The sequence below is a fragment of the Paenibacillus sp. FSL R10-2748 genome (genome assembly GCF_038005565.1).
Lineage (GTDB): Bacteria > Bacillota > Bacilli > Paenibacillales > Paenibacillaceae > Paenibacillus > Paenibacillus polymyxa_B.
Genome location: NZ_JBBOTK010000003.1, coordinates 661,323 through 682,198 on the forward strand (window position 1 = coordinate 661,323; position 20,876 = coordinate 682,198).

16 protein-coding genes are annotated in these 20,876 nt (G+C 44.1%); 12 read left to right on the top strand and 4 right to left on the bottom strand.

Annotation, left to right across the window (positions count from 1 at the left end; genetic code table 11):
* Nucleotides 1–55 precede the first annotated feature (55 nt).
* Entirely contained in the window at nt 56–1,219 is a 1,164-nt protein-coding gene (locus NSS66_RS12865) for an S-layer homology domain-containing protein (RefSeq protein ID WP_028542121.1), read from the top strand.
* 71 nt (nt 1,220–1,290) lie between these two features.
* Here NSS66_RS12865 and NSS66_RS12870 read toward each other — a convergent pair whose 3' ends face one another.
* Entirely contained in the window at nt 1,291–2,709 is a 1,419-nt protein-coding gene (locus tag NSS66_RS12870; RefSeq protein WP_069080800.1) for a VanW family protein, read from the bottom strand.
* A 224-nt stretch (nt 2,710–2,933) separates the two neighbouring features.
* On the opposite strand from NSS66_RS12870, the gene ftsE reads away from it, so the two are divergent.
* The 10 genes from ftsE to NSS66_RS12920 all read left to right on the top strand — a co-directional run bounded on the left by ftsE (nt 2,934) and on the right by NSS66_RS12920 (nt 16,946).
* Nucleotides 2,934–3,620 carry a cell division ATP-binding protein FtsE gene (ftsE, locus tag NSS66_RS12875; RefSeq protein WP_023990620.1) on the top strand — a complete coding sequence of 229 codons (687 nt, stop codon included), beginning with the start codon at nt 2,934–2,936 and terminating at the stop codon, nt 3,618–3,620.
* Nucleotides 3,610–4,527 carry a permease-like cell division protein FtsX gene (gene ftsX / locus NSS66_RS12880; RefSeq protein WP_339201018.1) on the top strand — a complete coding sequence of 306 codons (918 nt, stop codon included), beginning with the start codon at nt 3,610–3,612 and terminating at the stop codon, nt 4,525–4,527. The genes ftsE and ftsX overlap by 11 nt, the downstream gene beginning before the upstream one ends.
* Nucleotides 4,528–4,613: 86 nt before the next feature.
* Nucleotides 4,614–5,897 (top strand): M23 family metallopeptidase, encoded by a 1,284-nt coding sequence (locus NSS66_RS12885; RefSeq protein WP_023990619.1) that lies wholly within the window; start codon nt 4,614–4,616, stop codon nt 5,895–5,897.
* A 206-nt stretch (nt 5,898–6,103) separates the two neighbouring features.
* A complete protein-coding gene (locus tag NSS66_RS12890) occupies nt 6,104–7,570 on the top strand; it encodes a S41 family peptidase (RefSeq protein WP_023990618.1) in 1,467 nt (488 codons plus the stop codon).
* A gap of 164 nt (nt 7,571–7,734) precedes the next feature.
* A complete protein-coding gene (locus tag NSS66_RS12895; protein WP_023990617.1) occupies nt 7,735–9,051 on the top strand; it encodes a PDZ domain-containing protein in 1,317 nt (438 codons plus the stop codon).
* Nucleotides 9,052–9,228: 177 nt separating this feature from the next.
* On the top strand, nt 9,229–9,786 hold the full coding sequence (locus NSS66_RS12900) for a class I SAM-dependent methyltransferase (RefSeq protein WP_023990616.1): 558 nt from the start codon (nt 9,229–9,231) through the stop codon (nt 9,784–9,786).
* Between the two features lie 273 nt (nt 9,787–10,059).
* The gene (locus NSS66_RS12905) at nt 10,060–10,443 is read left to right on the top strand and encodes a hypothetical protein (RefSeq protein ID WP_023990615.1); all 384 of its coding nucleotides are present in this window, start codon (nt 10,060–10,062) and stop codon (nt 10,441–10,443) included.
* A gap of 301 nt (nt 10,444–10,744) precedes the next feature.
* Entirely contained in the window at nt 10,745–14,800 is a 4,056-nt protein-coding gene (locus NSS66_RS12910) for a glycosyl hydrolase (RefSeq protein WP_340959075.1), read from the top strand.
* A gap of 187 nt (nt 14,801–14,987) precedes the next feature.
* Complete coding sequence (locus tag NSS66_RS12915; protein ID WP_340959076.1) at nt 14,988–16,286, top strand: DNA-binding protein; 1,299 nt, start codon at nt 14,988–14,990, stop codon at nt 16,284–16,286.
* Between the two features lie 300 nt (nt 16,287–16,586).
* On the top strand, nt 16,587–16,946 hold the full coding sequence (locus tag NSS66_RS12920) for a hypothetical protein (protein ID WP_034095106.1): 360 nt from the start codon (nt 16,587–16,589) through the stop codon (nt 16,944–16,946).
* A gap of 60 nt (nt 16,947–17,006) precedes the next feature.
* On the opposite strand, the gene NSS66_RS12925 is transcribed toward NSS66_RS12920, so the two are convergent.
* The gene (locus tag NSS66_RS12925; RefSeq protein ID WP_340959078.1) at nt 17,007–18,143 is read right to left on the bottom strand and encodes a DUF4179 domain-containing protein; all 1,137 of its coding nucleotides are present in this window, start codon (nt 18,141–18,143) and stop codon (nt 17,007–17,009) included.
* A complete protein-coding gene (locus NSS66_RS12930; RefSeq protein WP_023990611.1) occupies nt 18,115–18,690 on the bottom strand; it encodes an RNA polymerase sigma factor in 576 nt (191 codons plus the stop codon). Before NSS66_RS12930 ends, NSS66_RS12925 begins: the two co-directional genes overlap by 29 nt.
* 296 nt (nt 18,691–18,986) lie before the next feature.
* Between NSS66_RS12930 and NSS66_RS12935 the strand changes: the two genes are divergently transcribed.
* Nucleotides 18,987–20,384, top strand: a complete 1,398-nt coding sequence (locus NSS66_RS12935; protein WP_279835355.1) for a DNA-binding protein — start codon at nt 18,987–18,989, stop codon at nt 20,382–20,384.
* Nucleotides 20,385–20,469: 85 nt separating this feature from the next.
* Here NSS66_RS12935 and NSS66_RS12940 read toward each other — a convergent pair whose 3' ends face one another.
* Complete coding sequence (locus tag NSS66_RS12940) at nt 20,470–20,859, bottom strand: helix-turn-helix domain-containing protein (protein ID WP_340959079.1); 390 nt, start codon at nt 20,857–20,859, stop codon at nt 20,470–20,472.
* Between the last annotated feature and the right edge of the window lie 17 nt (nt 20,860–20,876).

The following is a 20,876-nucleotide window of genomic DNA, read 5'->3' on the forward strand; positions in this document are numbered from 1 at the left end:
CTGGTAAAGTGTTTAAAAAAGAATGATGAATCCAATCAGAGGAGGAATTTATAGCATGGGAAAAAAGTTAAGAAACACAGTTACAGGTGTATTGAGTACAGGTCTTATTCTTAGCGCATTCAGCGCAGCGGCAGCTGCTCCTCAAACTACAAGTGGACATTGGGCAGGAGATCAGGTGCAACGCTGGTCAGCCACAGGACAATTGGACGGCGCGGTGAAACCAGATGCGGCAATCACACGTGCAGAATTTATTGTTCTTCTGAATCGCAGCTTGGGTACGTTCACGCAGGATACTCCAGCAGTGACTGACGTAACGTATGCGGACAGTGTAAAAGTAAACGGTAATGGAAGCAGAACGTTCACAGATGTACCAGCCTCTCACTGGGCATACAACGAGCTTACAAGTGCCGTGAATGCAGGTTACATAAGCGGCTATGCAGATAACAAGCTCAAACCAAATGGTAAGGTAACACGTCAAGAGGCTGCGGCTATCGTAGGCAAAGCTATTGGACTCACTGCCGGTAACGCAGCAGATGTTACTAAATTCATTGACTCCGATAAAATTGGAGCTTGGGCGAAGAAAAGTGTAGCGGCAGCTGCGGAGCAAAAAATCATCAACGGTTATCCGGATGGTAAATTCCAGCCACTGAAGTCGCTGACTCGTGCAGAGGCGATTGCTATTCTGGACGCTGCTTCCGGTTACAACCTGAGCCCTGTTGATAATCTGACGACGACTCCTGGTGGAACGGTGACGGATTCCACATACGGCAATGTGACAGATTCCACTTATGGTAACACGTCGACTACTTCTGGCAGTGAAACAGAAGATAGCAGCACAAGTACCAGCACAGATAGCACGACTACGGACAACTCTACAACCATAGATACCAACACAGATACTGACACAACTACGGATACGACTACAGATAGCACTACAGACACAGCTGCTGACGCGGTTGCAACTACGAAAGCACTGAAAGTCAACGATGTGTATGACGGAGAAGGTACAATTACGGGGACAGCTAAAGCAGGTTCCACAGTAACCGCCTATTCCAATGAACTGCCTATCGGTAGTGCAGTAGCCAAAGATGATGGCACATTTAGTATCAGTGTGCTTGCTCAAAAAGCAACGGTTAGGCTGGTAATCAAAGCTGAAGATGCAGACGGTAACGAAAGTGAGCCTGTAGAAATTTCTGTTTTGGGTAAACGCAGCGAGTAATTTATAGCTAAAATCCCCCTTTCACTCTGTCTGGAACAAGTCCAGTCGACAGTGGAAGGGGGATTTTTCGTTTATTCGCTTATACCGTCCTCGACAATAGACTTCTCGGGTTCACGTGTTTGTGGCTCAGACGATGTGCCACCGCCATAACTAGCTATAATGCGTTGCTGCGCTCGATACGTATCGCGGCTGATTCGGGTGCGATCTACGGTTTTTCCGTCCACCTTTTTTACCCGGAATGTTTCTACCACATACCCTTCTTTGCCCTGCCGAAGTACTTGATAGAAGCCGGGGGAAAGGGAGTCATTACGGAGTCTCTTCTCCGGTATGGGAAGTATGCGAACCGTATGGGATTCCAGTTCATACGAAACATTGGACGGAAATGTACCAAAAAATTTAACAGTAAGCGTTCGGTTTTGGACAGCCGCACGAAGTATTAAATGCTTGCCTGTATTGTTTCTAAAACGAAAATTAATGGACCCTGTAGCAAAAGTCGCATCCTGACCTTTGGGCAGGTAGCTGACCGGCAAGGAATGGTTGCGGCGCTCAACAATGTCCAAACCGACTCGCAGTGCTGCATTATACACCGTGCTGGATACCTGACAAATCCCGCCACCTATGCCGGACTCCAACTGACCGTTCACGATCACTGGAGCTTCACGAAAGCCATGAGTGCGCTCAGCCTTGGCAATCAATTGACCGTAGTCGAATATGTCACCTGGCTTGAGAATTAAACCATCAACGGTGCTTGCCGCTGAATTGACGTTATACACGCGTCCTTCCGAGCTGCTGCCGAGACTGGTGGAGAACTGGACGATTTTGCGCTCAATCCCTTCATTACGCAGGCTGTCCACCGAAATTTTCGGCTCCAGCTGAAGGAACGGTAATTCCACTCGTATCGGCTCCTCCGAAGCGGTAAAATCCTTGGGCAGGGCCTTATCCAGTGCGGCGTCCAGTTTAGGCCAATCCAGACGTCGCGCAGAGCGCCCAGGAATATAACGAACCTGATCATTCCCGTCAATCTGACGCACAGCATTGATAGGCATGCCATATCGTTGCTCCTCCCAATCGGCTCCGAATTGGGCTTTCAATATCTCCTTCTGTCGGAAAGATGCGATAGACCATTCCTTTTCGAAGCTAAAACGTGTCTGCACACGAGTCCATAGATGCTCCGAGCTGAGCGCCTTCACGGCATTCCGAAATGCCTCCGCTTTATAATGAATTCCTGCTTCCCCGAGTGTAAGTTTTATATCCTGTGCACTGCTGTCACTGTCCGTCAGAAGCAGTGAGCGTTGCTTTAATGCATCCAGCTTTTTATCCACCAGCCGGAGAGCGGCTGTGTAATCCATGCTTCCTACGTTGACTCCTCCGACCCTCACTCCCTCCGGCAGCGTTTGTCTGTCGGCGTACAGATGAAGTCCCCCCCACAACATGGCCAGCGCCAGAACACCAGCCCATATCCAAATGACAGATAAATGAATTTTTTTCATAATGCAGATGTCTCCTGTCTGATAAGCTTGATAGCGTACTCGTGTGCCATATTATTCATATATATGTGCCAAAAGCAGAAAACTTTCGGTACTATTTAGGTAACAAATTTGTTACAATGATAAACGGTATGATGAAATAGAGAAGTTTTTAAAGGAAATGCATGGAATATGTCGAATGGATATTAGGTTATGCGTAATATGATTAAGCAGCGGGAAGTGATCGAGTGATTGAAATGCAGGATGTGTGGAAGACCTATACTAACGGAACCCACGCACTTCAAGGAGTATCGGTCAGAATTGACCGTAATGAATTTGTATACGTAGTCGGCCCGTCTGGAGCGGGGAAATCGACTTTTATGAAGCTTATTTATAGAGAAGAAGTACCTACCAAGGGGCAAATTTCAGTCAATGGTTTTAATATCGGGAAGCTCAAGCAGCGTAAAATTCCCTACGTTCGTCGTAACATCGGAGTCATTTTTCAGGATTTCCGCCTTTTGCCGCGTTTGACGGCTTATGAGAATGTGGCTTTTGCTATGGAAGTTATTGAAGCTCCCAAGAAGCTGATTCGCAAACGGGTACCAGAAGTGCTTGAACTGGTTGGCTTGAAAACAAAAATGAATCGTGAGCCTGCCCAGCTTTCCGGTGGGGAGCAACAGCGTGTAGCGATTGCACGGGCCATCGTAAACAATCCTTCCGTGATCATTGCCGATGAACCTACGGGAAATCTGGACCCCGAGACATCGTGGGAGATCATGCAGTTGCTGGACGAAATTAATTTTAGGGGTACGACCATTGTGATGGCGACCCACAATAAGGACATCGTGAATTCCATGCGTAAACGCGTAATTGCTATTGAGAATGGCAACATCGTAAGGGATCAGGTAAGAGGGGAGTACGGATATGACTTTTAATACCTTCTTACGTCATCTGCGGGAAGGTTTCAAAAACATATTCCGCAATGGCTGGATGTCCGTGGCATCCGTCACTTCGATTATTGTGTCATTACTTATATTGGGCGTATTTATCATGCTGGTGCTCAACGTCAATTCCCTGGCTGATCAGGCAGATAGTCAGGTAGAGGTTAACGTATTTCTGGAGCTAAATGTAGAGCAGAACATGCGCGAAACACTGCAAAAGGAAATCGCAGCGATGCCGGAAATCAGTAAAACGACCTTTGTGACTAAAGCTCAGGGTTTGGAGGAGCTGCGCAAAGATTTGGGAGACAGCGGCAAGGAGCTGCTGGAGGGTTTTGACAAGGACAGCAATCCACTCCCGGACAAAATTGTGGTAGAGGTTATTGAACCAACAACGGTTCCATTTGTGGCTGAAAAGATTGAGAAGCTGAATACGTTGCATCCAGAGAAACCGATTTTAAAGGTTCGTTATGGAAAAGGCACCGTAGAGACGCTCTTTACGATTACGAAGCTCATACGTAATGTAGGCTTTATATTCGTCGCCGGACTGGCGCTCATGTCCATGTTCCTTATCTCGAATACGATTCGCGTGACCATATTGGCACGACGCAGAGAGATTGGCATTATGAAGCTGGTCGGTGCGACCAACTTTTTTATACGCTGGCCGTTTTTTATCGAAGGCGCGCTTATTGGTCTTATTGGTTCCCTTATTACTGTAGGTATTTTATTTACTGGCTATCAGCGTTTGCTGACCGCCGTTCAGGGCGATATAGCTCTGAATATGTTGAAGCTTATGCCACTTGAAGGCATTTGGATTCAGTTGAGTGCATTGCTGATTATTTTGGGTATGCTGGTCGGAATTGTTGGCAGTACCCTGTCCATGCGCAAGTTCTTAAAAGTATAAAGAAGCGTTGGCTGGACGTCGTGGTCGGTATCAATTAGAACGGGGAAGCCCGGTGTTATTTTGCGATAAAGGATGGGGAGTGCAAGTTGAAAAAAACAGGATCTGTGTTGGCCGCTACCTTGGTAGCCGCATTGCTAATCCAGCCTTCTGACGGATATGCCAAAAGCATGAGTGAAATCAATTCGCAGCTGAACCAATTGGAAAAGCAGGCCCAATCTGCCAAGCAACAACAGGAAAAGGCTGCTCAAGATAAACAGTATGCTCAACATTACAAAAATAAAACCGTGCAAAACCTGAAAATTGTGCTTGCTCAGATTAACAGCGTCAGTGATCAGCTGACTCGTGTTGCGGTTCAGATTGATCAAACGGAAGATAATCTACGTGCGACTAAAAAAGATTTAGCTGAGGCCATTGATCGTATCCAGTCACGGGAAAAAATGCTGGAAACTCGTGTGCGTTTGATGTATACGGATGGAACCGTCTCATATATGGACGTGCTTATGTCTTCGTCCAGTTTTAGTGACTTTCTCAGCCGGGTAGATTCCTTGAAAACGATCGTGGAGCAGGATCAAATCCTGTTGGACGAGCATAAAAAGGACAAGGCATTGGTCGTAAGCAAGAAGAAACAGCTGGACACGGAATATAAAAATGCCAAGAAGCTCTATGCGCTCAAGCAGGACGCCAAAGCAGAACTGAATTCGAAGGAAAAAGAGAAACAAAGACTGATTTCCAATTACGATCATGATATTGCTGAGTCAGATGAAATCAGCGAAGAGCAAAATGACATGCTGGTAGCACTCGCTAACAAACGTGTGGGTCTGGTGCAGGAGAAGAACAAGCTTAGAGCGGAGCAGGCTGCCAAAGCAGCACGCGCTAGAGCGGCTGCACGTGCGGCTGAAGCCAAACGATATGCATCTTCATCCTCAGGTGCCGCCTCGAATTCCAGCCATGCGGCAGCCAGTACGTATACAGGCGGAACGGGCACATTGGCTTCGCCTGTATCCCATTACCGACTTTCATCTACTTTTGGCATGCGGGTACATCCGATTACCGGCAAGCTTAAAGGCCACACAGGTGTTGATATGGCGGCTCCTCAGGGAACCGATATTCATGCAGCCGAAGATGGTGTTGTCATTGTTGCCGAATGGTGGAGTGGCTATGGAAATACGGTTGTGATTGACCATGGAGACGGGCTATGGACCCTATACGGACACATTCGCAATGGCGGTACGGTGGTTCATACCGGGCAGACTGTGAAACGTGGTCAAAAAATTGCAGAAGTTGGTTCGACGGGCAATTCCACAGGACCTCACTGTCATTTTGAGGTGCGCGAAAATAACAAACCTGTAAATCCGATGAACTATTTATAGTAGATAAGGTAAGCCCTATTTATAGCCATTACGGTTGTAGATAGGGCTTTGCTGTAATGGTTAATATCCGATGAAGAACATGTGCATTGAGACACGGAGTAGGATACAATTAACATATTCCGTACAAGCTAGACGTATACTTCGTGGATGGATATGCGTTGTAAGGCAATAGGATACAAGATAATGAGAAGGCGGTGGACGATTAGATGTTGAAAAAAAGTACAGCGATACTCTTGATGGTGATCGGGCTGCTTGGCGGCAGTCTGCTCACTTTTGCCTATACTGGAACGACTACAGTAGGGAACAGCGCTCTGGGCGAAGGACTGCTGGCGAGTGTGACAGGTAGCAGTTCTACCTCCAGAAGTGATATCCGCAAAATTGAGACGGCGATGGACCTGATTCAGGGACAATATTATCAGGATGTGGATCGTACCAAGCTGGTGGATGGCGCCATCAATGGTATGATGGAGTCGCTCGGCGACCCGTATTCCTCTTATATGGGTAAAGAAACTGCCCAACAATTCGAGCAATCCATTGAAGGTTCTTTTACTGGGATCGGAGCCGAAGTAGCTGCCGAAAACGGGAAAGTAGTTGTAGTCACGCCAATTAAAGGCTCCCCGGCTGAAAAGGCAGGATTACGCTCTAAGGATATTATTTTGTCTGTTAATGGTGAAACACTGGACGGATTGGATCTAAACAAGGCCGTTTCCAAAATCCGTGGACCTAAAGGCAGTCAGGCAAAAGTCAAAATTCAGCGCAGTGGCTCTCCTGATCCGCTCGAATACACGATTACCCGTGACAACATTGATATGGAAACTGTAACGGCTCATATGGAAAGCGACGGTGTAGGCGTCATCACGATCACCCAGTTCTCCTTGAATACAGCAGAACGTTTCAAGGAAGAGTTAGCGAAGCTCGAAAAACAAGGGCTTAAAGGGCTCGTCATTGACGTGCGTAATAACCCGGGCGGCGTGCTTTCCGTGGTCATTGATATTGCACAGCAATTTGTACCTTCTGGCAAAACGATTGTACAAGTGGAAGACAAGAATCAGAAGCGTGAAGAAGAGAAATCCAAAGGATCACGTAAGAACTATCCAGTGACTTTGCTAATGAATAAAGGCAGCGCAAGTGCGTCCGAAATTCTGGCAGGTGCTCTCCAGCAATCAGCAGGTGCTGTGTTGATCGGGGAAAATTCCTTTGGTAAAGGTACTGTACAAACCAGCTATGACAAGCAAATGGGTGACGGTAGCCTGCTCAAAATCACGATTGCCAAATGGTTAACGCCAAATGGAACGTGGATTCATAAAAAAGGGATTAAGCCGAATATTGCGGTGGAACAGCCTGAATACTTCACAGCAGCACCGTTGAACAAGGAAAAGTCCTTGAAATACAATATGAATAGCAGTGATGTGAAAAATGCACAAATCATTCTGCAAGGCTTGGGTTACAAACCAGGTCGCGAGGATGGCTATTTTGACAAAGTAACGGAAAGCTCTGTTATTGCTTTCCAAAAACAAGCGAAGCTGACGGCTAGCGGCATCATTGATGCGAAGACAGCAGCAGCGATGGAAGCCAAGCTGATTGAGAAAATTCGTGATCCGAAAAATGATAATCAACTCAAGCAAGGGATTGAAGAGATTCGGAAGGAAATGAAGACAAGCGCAGCGAAATAATAGTGAGGCTACAACAAGGGGGCTGGAAACAGCCTCCTTTTATATTGGGATTTATTTGCAGTCTGTCGGTTTGTCTTCCCTACGTTGGCAATTTCATATAGAATAAATGGATATGAAATGTACGTGATCCGCTATACAGCGGGCCAGGGGCATAAGGAGTGTGAATGGACTTGGAATGGGCATTACAATGGGGATGGAGCGTCTTGAATGCTTGCTTGTACCTGCTTTTGCAGCCGTTTTATTATATCTCAATACTCATTGTAGCACTTGGTTATCGTCGGCAAATGCTGCTGGAGCGCAAGCTATTTCATACCAAAATGCATAGCTGGACTGCAGAGACCTGGCGTGTCGTATGGAGTGGTTTGCTTGCTGGAATGGCGCTATCTGCTCTGGGAATGTTCGTCAGTGTGCATCTGAACTCGGCTTCCATCGTGTGCCTGTGGGTAGCGACATTACTGCTCATGCTGGTACGCGTCCGTTACCTGTGTCTCGCTTATTCGGTAGGTCTGCTAGGTGTGGTTCAGTTTTTCTTAAACGTGGCCAGTGGCTGGCAACCTGGAGGAGCGCTTGGAACATCAGTCGCAGCCATCCGCGGATTGGATATTCCAGCACTGTTGGTGTTGGTCGCCGTGCTGCATGTGGCTGAGGCGCTGTTGGTTCGCTGGCAAGGGGGGAAGGCGGCCACTCCGCTGTTTGTCGAGGGCAAACGGGGAAGATTGGTTGGCGGTTATCGTATGGAAGACCTCTGGCCCATTCCGTTGTTGTTGTTGGTACCGACTCAGGGAGGATTCACGCTTCCCTGGACACCTTTGTTCGGCGGCGATGCCGGAACCGGGTATATGCTGGCAGCCTTGCCAGTCCTGATGGGCTTCAGCAGCGTGACGCTAGGCCAGCTACCACGACAGAAGGCGGTACTTACTTCGAACCGTTTGCTCCTGTATAGTGTGGCTTTACTTCTGCTGAGCTTGCTGGCTGCATGGTGGAGTCCGCTGATATTGCTCGCAGCATTATTCTCCTTTCTGGCTCATGAGGCGCTGATCTGGTATGGTAATATAGAGGAAAGTCGTCTTAGCCCGATGTTTGTCCATCCGGAGCAAGGGATGCGTGTTCTCGCTGTGCTGCCAGACAGTCCAGCGACAGCCATGGGTATACTGCCGGGCGAGGCCATTTACCGCGTGAATGGGGTTGTTGTGAATACCCGTGCCGAGTTACACCAGGCCTTGCGAATCAACTCTGCTTTTTGTAAGCTGGAGGTACGCAATCTGCGAGGCGAGAGCAAGTTTGTGCAGCGAGGCATGTACGATGGCGATCATCACCAGCTAGGGGTCGTGCTTGCACCGGATGCAGACGCGAGCTGGGCCGTATCCATACAGCCAGCCTCCATCTATCGGATTGTTGCCATGCACATAGGCGCACGACGACGTAAAGCTGGACAGGCATCGCAGGCAGAGGGTGCACATTTGGATACCATGGACAAATAGATGTTACAACAAGAGGGTAGTCATTATTTGATTAGAGTCGAATAAGGCTACGCTCTTTTTATATGCCGACAGTAGCCTGCTTGAAATCAATATTCTGATCGGTATACAATGAATATGTAATAAGAAGCGTTGATGAACCGAATGCCTATCATGTGTGACAAGCAGGGAGAGGAAAAGATGAACGCGATCCACTTTATTCGAGAGTACATCAGGCATCCACGCAGCGTAGGCGCTGTTATACCCAGCTCAAGGCAGTTGGCCAAACAAATTGCCACACCGATTTACTTTGACAAAGCATCGTGCATTATTGAATATGGTGCAGGGACCGGTGTGTTTACGCAAGAGCTTATTTTGAACAAGCGTCCAGAAACGCTACTTTTAGTGATTGAAGCTAATGAATCGTTTTACAAAACGCTACAAAGCAAGTACGGACACTTGGAGAGGGTACACATTATTCATGGATCGGCTGAGCATGTAGCGCAGTATATACGACAGTATGAGGTCCCAAAAGTGGATTATGTCGTGTCAGGGCTGCCTTTCACCAGCTTGCCCGCTGCATTATCCAGCCTCATTTTGGGACAAACGGCTGAGGTTTTGGGCCAGGAAGGCAAATTTATTACGTTCCAGTACAGCAAGGTCAAACACAATTTTTTCCGCACCTTTTTTGCTGACATTCAGATTAAAAAGGTAAACTGCAATGTCCCGCCTGCTTATGTGTTCACTTGCAGCTTGTAACCTTGCAGCTATGTAGAGGATTAGAATAAATACGATTGTGAATATACGGATGATTATGAGAAGACTTGGTCAGCGTCATTGAGATGCTGAAACAGTCTTTTTTTGTTGTGCACTTTTATGGATATATAAGAAGGGGATATGTTAAAAAGCAAAATTCATTTAAGGAATCATATTTTAAAATGGGGCTTAACCTATATATTACATAAGATGGAACCCGCTAGATTTTTGTAAGATTCATGATAAATCTGAACTTTTGTTAAAGGAGATTTATATATGGTAAAACCGCTGATATTCATGCGTTGGTGTGAGTACTATGAGTTAAGTGACCGTGAGACGGATTTTGTATCTTTTTTTATGATGAATTTCTCGGCTGCCCGTTCAGGCAATCAACCGAAGCTTAGGGAGCAGTTTGTTGAAATTCAGAAAAAAACCTTTCCTGAGTACCCGTTTGATATTACCCCGGAAGAACTGGATTACTCCAAATTCGAAGGCTTGATGAAGCAAGTGTTGAAAATTCATTTTGACACGGCCGAGCTGCTATACTCCTTTTATCTCCAAAAACTGTGCGCACCTTTAGCAGAATACATTTTATCCACTGGAGAATCAGAGCCTGCACGCATCTATTATAAGCTTATTCAAAAGGATAAAGTGCGCTAGGGAAGACGAGTGTGGATGAGCTAGAGCTATTGGGATACCTCAAGCTATATGGTTATTTAAGAAATTAATACTAGCTAATTAAAACAATAGTTAAAAATGTCAATATACCTTTGTGTTAAGGTAATATTATAAATCCAGTTTCAAAGAAAGAGGGTGTTGTTTTCGGCTGGAACTTTCAAGCATGGATATGACGCTGCAACGGAACGATAAGCTCGTTTGGGGACAGGGAAGGGGCCTTAAAGCCTCAAGGAGGGGCATTCGTATGGGTGCCGCTCTTTTTAAATTGAAGGGAGGAAGCGGCATGAAGGCGAAAAATAGTAGTAGTATTTGGTCCAAACGTTCCAAATGGCTGCCTGTCGTCATGGCATGCACGATTATAGTAGGGGGTGCTCTACCGACTCCAACTGTAGTTCACGGTCAAACGGCAAAGACTGTTACCATTAAAGTCGATACATCCAAGGATCGTAAGCCTATTAGCCCTTATATTTACGGTACGAATCAGGAGTTGGCAGGCGATGAGAATCTGACTGCCAGACGACTTGGTGGCAATCGAATGACCGGATATAACTGGGAAAACAATATGTCCAATGCAGGAAGCGACTGGATGCAGTCCAGCGATAGCTATTTATGCGACAACGCCGGATTGACAAAAGCCGAATGTGAAAAGCCAGGTGCGGTGGCAACCTCGTTTCACGATCAATCGCTGAAGCAGGGCACATATTCTTTAGTCACACTGCCGATGGCCGGTTATGTGGCCAAGGATGGAAACGGAAGTGTGCAGGAAAGCGAAAAGGCTCCTTCCGCTCGGTGGAATGAGGTCGTAAACGCTAAAAATGCGCCGTTCCAACTACAGCCTGATCTGAATGACAATCAGGTTTATGCGGATGAATTCGTCAACTTTTTAGTGAAAAAGTACGGCGTTGCTTCAACAAAAACGGGCGTGAAAGGATATGCGCTCGACAATGAACCCGCTCTCTGGTCGCATACGCATCCGCGTATTCATGGTGAAAAGGTTGGAGCCAAAGAGTTGGTGGACCGGTCGGTAAGTTTATCCAAAGCTGTTAAAGCGGTTGACGCGGGTGCGGAAATTTTTGGGCCCGTTCTTTACGGTTTTGGCGCCTATAAAGATCTTCAAACTGCACCTGATTGGAACTCTGTAAAAGGCAACTACAGCTGGTTCGTGGACTATTACCTGGATCAAATGCGTCTCAGCTCGCAAGCCGAAGGCAAGAGATTGCTGGATGTCTTCGATGTACACTGGTATCCTGAAGCGATGGGCGGGGGCATACGAATTACAAATGAGGTAGGCAACGACGAAACGAAGAAAGCCAGAATGCAAGCGCCTCGTACTTTGTGGGACCCGACCTACAAGGAAGATAGCTGGATTGCTCAATGGAACAGTGAATTCTTGCCTATACTGCCTCGATTAAAGCAGTCGGTGGATAAGTATTACCCAGGAACTAAGCTGGCTTTGACTGAGTATAGCTATGGTGGCGAAAATGATATTTCCGGCGGTATCGCTATGACTGATGTGCTGGGCATCTTGGGCAAAAACGACGTCTATATGGCAAACTACTGGAAGTTAAAGGATGGTGCCAACAACTACGTTAGTGCCGCTTACAAACTTTACCGCAATTATGACGGAAAAAGCTCTACTTTCGGTGATATCAGCGTTCATGCACAAACGTCGGATATTGTTAATAGCTCGGTGCATGCTTCCGTAATGGATGCATCCTACAAAGAACTGCACCTCGTTGTCATGAATAAAAGCATGGACAGTGCATTCGACGCCCAATTTGATCTTTCCGGCGAGACGACTTACGGTTCCGGTAAAGTATGGGGTTTCGACAAAAATAGCTCGCAAATTAAGGAAGCAGCGCCAATCACGCAAATTTCAGGCAACCGCTTTACCTATACAGTACCGCCTTTGACGGCTTATCACATCGTGTTGACTGCCGGCAATGATACGCCTGTAGAAAATCCTGAAAGCTTTGCGCTGAGGGCTGAGGCTGGCGATGGGAAAGTCGATTTATCCTGGGACGCTTCCAGCGGAGTTGTAGGTTACAGCGTACAGCGGGCAACGTATGAAAACGGTCCTTTTGCTGCTGTAGCATCCAACTTGGTCGAAACGTCTTATACGGATACGAACGTAACGAACGGCACTTCTTATTATTATAAAATAACCGCAAAAACAAAGGCAGGAACGAGCGCATCCAATGTCTTGAAAGCGGTTCCGCGGGCGCCTGTAGACGGTCCGGATCGCTATGAAGCGGAAGATGGCACGCTGAAGGGGACCGTTGTGGAATCCAGTGGGACCGGCTTCTCCGGTACTGGTTATGTAACTAATTTCCACAATGCAGGGGATTCCCTGACGATGACGATCCAGGCTCCCACGGCAGGCTTGTACAATCTTACAATCGGATACCGTTCTCCTCATGATGACAAACGCACGAATTTCTCTTTAAATGGCAAAGCGTCTGGCGAGCTGGTACTTTGGAAAACGGCTGATTTTAAAGAAACGTCCGGTGGTAAGGTTCTGTTGAATGCAGGGGCGAATACGATCGGTTTTGAAACAGGCTGGGGCTGGTATGATATCGACTACGTCAAGCTGGAGCCAGCTGCTGACCGTCCACCGCATGCGGTAACGAAAACGCTCATCAATCCGAATGCGACAGTAGAAGCAAAAGCATTGATGAACTACCTGGTTGATCAATACGGGAAGAATATGCTTTCCGGTCAAGAGGATATGCCCGAAATTGATTGGCTTCAAGCGAATGTAGGTAAAAAGCCGGCTATTGCGGCACTTGACCTGATTGACTATTCCCCAAGCAGAGCGGAACACGGTCTTAGTTCCACAGAGACGGAAAAGGCGATTGAATGGGATAAGCAAGGGGGCATTGTTACCTTTGCATGGCACTGGAACGCGCCGAAAGGTCTGATCGATACGCAGGGAAAAGAATGGTGGAGAGGCTTCTATGCCGATTCGACTACATTCGATATAGAATATGCGATGAATCATCCAGAGTCCGAAGATTATAAATTGCTTATTCGCGACATCGATGTGATTGCAGGGCAATTGAAGAAGTTGCAGGATGCGAAAGTTCCTGTCCTGTTCCGTCCTTTGCACGAAGCGGAGGGCAAATGGTTCTGGTGGGGCGCTAAAGGTCCTGAGCCTGTTAAAAAATTGTATATTTTGATGCACGATCGTTTGACTAATGTGCACAAATTGAACAATCTGATCTGGGTCTGGAACTCTGTTGCTCCCGACTGGTATCCGGGAGATGAGTATGTGGATATTTTGAGCTTCGACTCTTATCCGCAAGCAGGCGACTACAGCCCACAAATTGCAAAATATGAAGACCTTGTTACATTGGGCAAGGACAAAAAGCTAGTTGCCATGAGCGAAAACGGGCCTATCCCGGACCCTGATCTGATGAAGGCGTATCAAGCCCATTGGAGCTGGTTCGCTACATGGTATGGGGATTTCTTGAGAGACGGCAAACAAAACAGTCTTGAGCATCTGAAAAAAGTGTATAATCATCCGAACGTCATTACGCTTGAAAAGCTCCCGACTAACTTAAAAACGTATGGCATTACCGAGCAACCGTCAGTACCGGGTAGCTTCACGCTGAACGCAGCGGGCGAAACGGCGAAAGTAAAGCTGAGCTGGACAGCATCAGCGAATGCAGCAAGCTATGAAGTGAAGCGTTCGACGGTTGAAAACGGCGCTTTCGCCACAGTGGCGAGCGATGTATACGGAAGCAGCTACACCGACATAGCCGTAACGGCAGACACGATGTACTATTACCAAGTCGTAGCGAAGAACGATGCAGGTCAAACGGTTTCGAACACGGCTAGCGCAGCACCGAAAGCGGATACTCAGCAGCCGACAACGGGATTTGTGCTCCAGTATCGCGTAGCGGATACAAATGTGAACGACAATAACTTGAAGCCGCATTTCCAAATTTTAAATAAAGGTACAACCTCCGTACCGATCAACGAGTTGAAACTTCGCTACTACTACACGATCGACGGTGACCGTGACCAGACATTTAACTGCGACTATGCGGTGCTGAGCTGCTCGAAGCTGAATGGTAAGCTGGTTAAAATGGATAAAGCTGCAACCGGTGCTGATTATTATTTGGAAGTCAGCTTCAACTCGAATGGAGGCGTGTTAGCACCTGGAGGAAGCACGGGCGAAATTCAAACCCGTATTCATAAAACAGACTGGTCGAACTACAACGAAAGTGACGATTACTCGTATAAAGGCACGCAAACTTCATATGCCGATCATACGAAGGCTACGTTGTATCATAATGGTGTACTTGTTTGGGGAACCGAACCGACAGCTAATTAAGACAGGCGTCCATCGTTGAAATGAGCAGGGGATTTAGTATCCCACCTGCTCATTTTTTTGTACAAAAATACTCCAAGAGATATGTTTGATTATTATATTCAGGTTTAAGAAATCACGAACTAAAATTACCTTATAATGTTAGTAGAGACGAAAAATATAATTCTTCAAGCTAAAGAGGGGGATTAGCATGGAACATACACCTACGATCCGCTCGAAGATAGAGACAGAACTAAAGCAAAGGGGGCATACATTTAGCAGCTTCAGTAAAGTATCTGGAATTAACCGTGGTATATTTAGCACCATGCTTAACAGCAACCCACCTAAGCCGATCTCGGTTCGGCAGATGGACTTGATTACCAAGGCATTGGGATATCCCGAAGGCTGGCTGTATGAGTTATACATAGATGAATGCTTTTATGAGGGAAAAGGACACTGGAAACGGATTAAGCCTTTTTTATTGCGTTGTGTAGAGTTAGGGAGAAAAGACTGTATTCAAAAGGTATTGTGGAGACTGACCGAGGACTTGTCCTATGTGTCGACGATATTTGAGCTTGCAGAAGAACTATATGAAGCAGGCAAGGAAAAAGAGACTGTCCCCTTTTACGAGTGTGTAATCGAAAATGAAAAATATCGTTATTCCGAGCGGCTGGCTATAAGCCAATACAAAAGGTTTAAAGCATGTACAATGCCTGACTTGGAAAAGAGCCTTGAGTTAGTATTGGAATTTATACCTTATCGCAATTTTCTTCCTGAACGTTATCAGTTGGAGGCGATTCATAAAATCACAAATATATATTTTTATTTACATAAATGGGATGAGGTAGAGAAGTACGGCCATGAATTAAAGAAACTGGCTTATGTAATCTATATGAATCAGCAAATAACGAAGGAAAAAAGAAGAGCAACTACATGGTTGCGTGCAGAAAGACACTTGGTATTTTACTATGGCTATGGGTTCCTTTCTGTCTCAACAGCTTTACAAAAGAAAGGACTTATTAAGGAGGCAAGGACAGAGCTTGAAGGCTATGCAGATTTAAGTTGGTTTAAAGGGCTTGATTCAGAAGGTGAAGCAGATGTGGAGCAATTCCGTGTATGGGCTGAAGCAAACTCTTATACTTTAGATTTACTCTTAGGCAAGAGAGATATACTTCCGGCGTATATAACTTTCCTCGAAAATCACCCTGAAGAAATAAGTTCCGGACTTGTAACTATACTTGAAACTGCTAATAAATATGATTTTGATGTAGACTCTATTATTGATAAATATTCTGAGCAAATAAAGGGATTACAGGAATCTGATGATGTTAAACAATTGACCTATTATTATTGTTACATGTATCAGCTTGCCATTTATCATTACAGACATGGGAGAATACTAAAAGGACAAAAGGATACTCTTAATTATCTTTCATTATCCAAGCAAAGAAATTGGTTTAAGCCTCCAATTTCGATTGAGTTTCTTCAAGATCATATGCAATCAGATTAGACCAATCTTCTTCGAGATCGGTCTTTTTTATTGATTATTATGTAAAAAATGAAATGATATGTTTATTTTAATCTTTTTTGTAACACATCAAGAATTAGAATGGAATTAATTAGAAGGGAGGAGATGAAAAAATGAAAAAACTAGTATTTTGGTGATGTCTACAATTGCTTGGAAGTTCAATGTTTGATTAGTAAAGTACTCATAGCTTGAGAATAACAGAAACGTAGTCACAGACATAAAGCAAGGTGTTTAGTAGCTTAAGAACTTTTAAAGAAGACTATTAAAGAGGAGAAATGACAAATGAAAAAAGCAATCTTAGCACTATCAATTTCCGCGTTAGCTTTATCTTTAGGGGGAGTAGCCTCGGCTTCACCAGTAAGTTCATCGGCATCAGATGTAAAACCAGCGACAGTTACGGTAACTTTTGAACTTGCAAAAGGAGAAAAGCCACCTATTACAAAGCAGGATACCACACTTAAATTAGGTATAGGTAGCTCATATGCTATGGAAGGTTCTAACTGGATGATTTTATACGGAAGTGATGTTGTCGAACTTCATGGAAATAAGGCCAAAATGATCGGTTATGGAACAGCCCAAGTAGCCGCATATAAATCTAATGGAGACAAGCTTGGAGTTTATACTTTTGATGTTAGAAGATAGATAGTACTTATATGCAGTGAAGGAGGTGAAGTACGCTTCACTTCCTTCACTTATTTATTATCATGGATTAATCGGGTAAGTAATCTCTAGATCAGGGAAATACTCTATTTTTGGATTTCCATCTTTGTCTAATTCAAATTTGCTCTTATCATCTTTTCTTAAGATAACCTTGTCGACCTTTATAGTAATTGATTTGGGGAGAGAGGTGAAAGGTTCAAATCTTGAATCAGTTATCAGAACGTTGCCATCCGTAGCACTCCAACCATTGCTGCTAATAGATTTCAGTTGTTTTCCTTTATCATCGTAAATTTCATACTCCAAAAAAGGAAGTGACGAAATTTTCGAATTAGTAGGTAGCTTTATGCGAGTAGTGATGCTGGTTGTAATCGGTGTGAGCTCAACTTTTTCTAGGGTATAGTCAATGTTTGAATACTTTCGCTTAAGAGACGGTGTAAAAACCAAGTTATTCTTGGTGTTCTTTTCCACAGGAATTTCTATTTTAAATGGTTGCTTAATGCCGGAGACAGGCATGGAGACTGTTAAATTAAACTTATCTGGGAAAGGCTTCCCTCCCTGGTTACGTAAATCTGAAAATTGTATAATTGTTGAATTAGAATTTTTCCCAGGTATCGTATAAGGATCAATGGAGTTGCTAGTGTTAGCAGGTGCATAAGAGTGTATGTCTTCTCCATTAATGGAAAGTATTAAATCATCAAGTAATAAGGGTAATTCGGTGTTTAAAAATCTTTTGTCAGTGGTTTGTCGTTCTAAGGCAATGGATACACGTGTTCCATCAAACATGACCTCTGGTACGCTGAGAGTCAGGCCATCGTGAGTATCACTAAGATTTGGTTTGGATACTAGCCCTTTTTCGTCCGCTGTTTGTAAACCAATATCACCAGCAAGCTGGAATATAGAATCTATACCTGGAATTTGTTTCAAGGAAGCAGCCATTGTTGGTGAAATAAATCCAGTACTAACGACAAGTGCAAACGCCATTACAAGTGCGGCGGAGGTTCCGAAAAAGGCATTGCAAACTCTTTTTGAACGAGAGTTAGAGTGCTGATAGCGTCTTGTTTTCATTTTACTATAGCGTTCCATAGTTCTATCTATTAAATCCACTTGTATTGGAGTATTCCGAATAAGCTTTTGTAAGTGCTCGATTTCTTTATCTTCCGGGTTTAAATGAGTGCTCAATTTGTTTTCCTCCCTTTTCATTGTAGTTAATTAGCTTTTTACGGAGTCGCTCATATCTTTTTCGGATCGTGGCTGATTTTAGCCCCATAATTGTTGCAATCTCTTCGTAGTTGTAATCCTCAAGCGAACGTAATAATAAAATCTGGCGATCTTTTAATGTTAGCTGATCCAGTAACTCGTGAATTAAATTTGTATACTCGTGTATTGGCTGTTGCTTTAGATTCAGTTTGTACTGAATGAAGGACTTGAATGTTCTAGCGTTTCTTTTTAATAGGTCAGTACAATGATTTTGAGCGATTTTGTAAAGCCAAGCTGAAAAAGAGACTGTAGGTACGAACTGCTCGATGTGCTCAAGCCCTTTAATAAATATTTCTTGAGCGGCATCTTCTGCTTCTTCCTGATTTTTAAGTAAGTAGTAGCAATATAAAAAGATCTGCTGTTGATAACGTCGTATGATATGTGTATATGCCTGTTTGTCGCCCGCTTGGACCTGTTCTATGACAAGATTGATATCTGTGTCTTGATTATTTGCATGTAGTTTTTCCATTAACGTCCCTCCTTTCTGCCTATATAACTGAAAAAGGTGTGCGTTTGTGACATTCCAATAAAAAAACTTGAAGTTTGCTTTTAATGCTTCTCCAGATGTACCTCATTCAACTTTTCAATTATCACGGAATTCGTAAAAAAAAGGCTTCTTTCTAAGGCATCATAAAATAAAATGACTTTATAGACCATATATTTCACTATTTTAATTATTTTGTAATAAAATGAAGTTCTTATGGTCGAAATCACATGCTAAGTATGACTTACGATATGTCTGAAACTATATTGAGGGGGATTGAAATGGAACATACACCTACGATCCGCTCGAAGATAGAGACCGAACTAAAGATAAGGGGATATACATTTAGCAGCTTTAGTAAAATATCCGGTATTAACCGTGGTACATTCAGTACCATGCTGAACAGTAATCCACCCAAGCCCATCTCCGTTCGGCAGATGGACTTGATTACCAAGGCATTAGGGTATCCCGAAGGCTGGTTGTATGAGTTATACATAGATGAATGCTTTCACGAGGGGAAAGGGCACTGGAAACGGATCAAACCTTTTTTATTGCGTTGTGTGGAGTTGGGGAGGAAGGAGTGTATTCAAAAGGTATTGTCGAGACTAACCGAGGACTTATCCTATGTGTCAACAGTATTTGAGTTTGCAGAAGAACTGCACGAAGCAGGCAAGGAAAAGGAAGCGATCCCCTTTTACGAGTGTGTGATAGAGAACGAAAGGTATCATCATTCCGAGCGGTTGGCAATCAGCCAGTTTAGGCTATTTTCTTGTTCTTTAAACAAAGATTTGGAGAATAATCGTCAACAAGCTATAAAATTTGCTCCTTATCGCAAAAATTTGCCTGAATCTCATCAATTGGATGCTTTATTAAAGCTGGCAAATGTGTACTACCAAGTTGATGATTGTGAGACAACTATACAATATGCTAAAGAACTTGAGGAGATCACCAAAAATATTTTTGAACAGCAGATTCTAACTAGGCTGAAAAAACATGAAATCAAGCCTCTAAATACAGAAAGACATCTAATCGTCTATTATGGTCAAGCCTATTTAATACAGGGAGTTGCCCTTGAAAAGCAAGGGCTGTATGAAGAAGCAATGAAATTAATACCTTACTATGAAAAATTGACTTCTTTTAAAGGGCTAGATGAAGTGGGAGTTTTAGAGGCACAGAAATTTGAAATGTGGGCAGAGGCAAACCGTTTGAATTTAGAAATTCTAATGGGAGATATGACTAATTTACCCGCTTATGTGGAACTTATTAGGAATAATCCTCAGGAAATATTACTTGGACTACTAACCATAATAGAGTCGGCCAATACCTACAATTACACAGTAGACGATATTTTGATCAATTTTGCTGAGAATATTAATGAATCTAGGAACTTACGCACAAATATTTCTTATTATATGACGAACTATGACCTAGTGACCTATTCTCGCTTTTTTCTTCAGCTTAGTCGCTATTATTTTAATAAGGGAAACTATATTGAGGCGATCGATAGTATGTTGAACAGTCTCAAAGCAACCTCACAGTTGAATGATAAGGCTTTCTATATCAGGTCTATCACGTTATTGTTTGAGAAATACAAAGACCATTCGACACATGAACAACGGGCAGAATATGAAAAAGTACTTAAAGCTGTCGAATATAACATTAAGCAAATGACGCCTTAAAACTCAAAAAGGCTATGTACTTTTCTACTATAGGTAGAGAGACATAGCCTTTTTTACATTTAGAGAGTATGGCGCACCGCTAATACTAAGAATTTAATTTATCATTAGCATCCGAATCACCTGATTTACTCACTAAAAGCTCACCCTCTGAAGAGGTGAACAGTTCTTTTAAGATCCGATAAGCTTTATTCTGTTCCGCTTCACTCTGCTGGGAAAGAATATGAATACATCCCCATATCCAGGGCTGGCTTTTGAGTTCTTCATATGAATTAAAGTTAAAAAATGCAAATACGTTTGTGTTCAGCGCCTCTGCTATTTTCTCTAATGTTTTGATCTGCACATTGACTTCACTGCGTTCCAACTTCCCTATGTAGGAGCCTGTTGAATCGGATGCTTCTGCCAGTTGTTCTTGTGTAATATCACGCAATTTTCGAAATTGGCGAATTTTCGTTCCTATAAGTTTCGTCGTTTCCATAGACCTCCACACTCCTA

Bases quoted from the DNA above. Each gene is read 5' to 3' on its own strand.
- NSS66_RS12865 (WP_028542121.1), top strand. From the start codon at position 56: ATGGGAAAAAAGTTAAGAAACACAGTTACAGGTGTATTGAGTACAGGT.
- NSS66_RS12870 (WP_069080800.1), bottom strand. From the start codon at position 2,709: ATGAAAAAAATTCATTTATCTGTCATTTGGATATGGGCTGGTGTTCTG.
- ftsX (WP_339201018.1), top strand. From the start codon at position 3,610: ATGACTTTTAATACCTTCTTACGTCATCTGCGGGAAGGTTTCAAAAAC.
- NSS66_RS12890 (WP_023990618.1), top strand. From the start codon at position 6,104: ATGTTGAAAAAAAGTACAGCGATACTCTTGATGGTGATCGGGCTGCTT.
- NSS66_RS12895 (WP_023990617.1), top strand. From the start codon at position 7,735: ATGGACTTGGAATGGGCATTACAATGGGGATGGAGCGTCTTGAATGCT.
- NSS66_RS12900 (WP_023990616.1), top strand. From the start codon at position 9,229: ATGAACGCGATCCACTTTATTCGAGAGTACATCAGGCATCCACGCAGC.
- NSS66_RS12905 (WP_023990615.1), top strand. From the start codon at position 10,060: ATGGTAAAACCGCTGATATTCATGCGTTGGTGTGAGTACTATGAGTTA.
- NSS66_RS12910 (WP_340959075.1), top strand. From the start codon at position 10,745: ATGAAGGCGAAAAATAGTAGTAGTATTTGGTCCAAACGTTCCAAATGG.
- NSS66_RS12915 (WP_340959076.1), top strand. From the start codon at position 14,988: ATGGAACATACACCTACGATCCGCTCGAAGATAGAGACAGAACTAAAG.
- NSS66_RS12920 (WP_034095106.1), top strand. From the start codon at position 16,587: ATGAAAAAAGCAATCTTAGCACTATCAATTTCCGCGTTAGCTTTATCT.
- NSS66_RS12930 (WP_023990611.1), bottom strand. From the start codon at position 18,690: ATGGAAAAACTACATGCAAATAATCAAGACACAGATATCAATCTTGTC.
- NSS66_RS12935 (WP_279835355.1), top strand. From the start codon at position 18,987: ATGGAACATACACCTACGATCCGCTCGAAGATAGAGACCGAACTAAAG.
- NSS66_RS12940 (WP_340959079.1), bottom strand. From the start codon at position 20,859: ATGGAAACGACGAAACTTATAGGAACGAAAATTCGCCAATTTCGAAAA.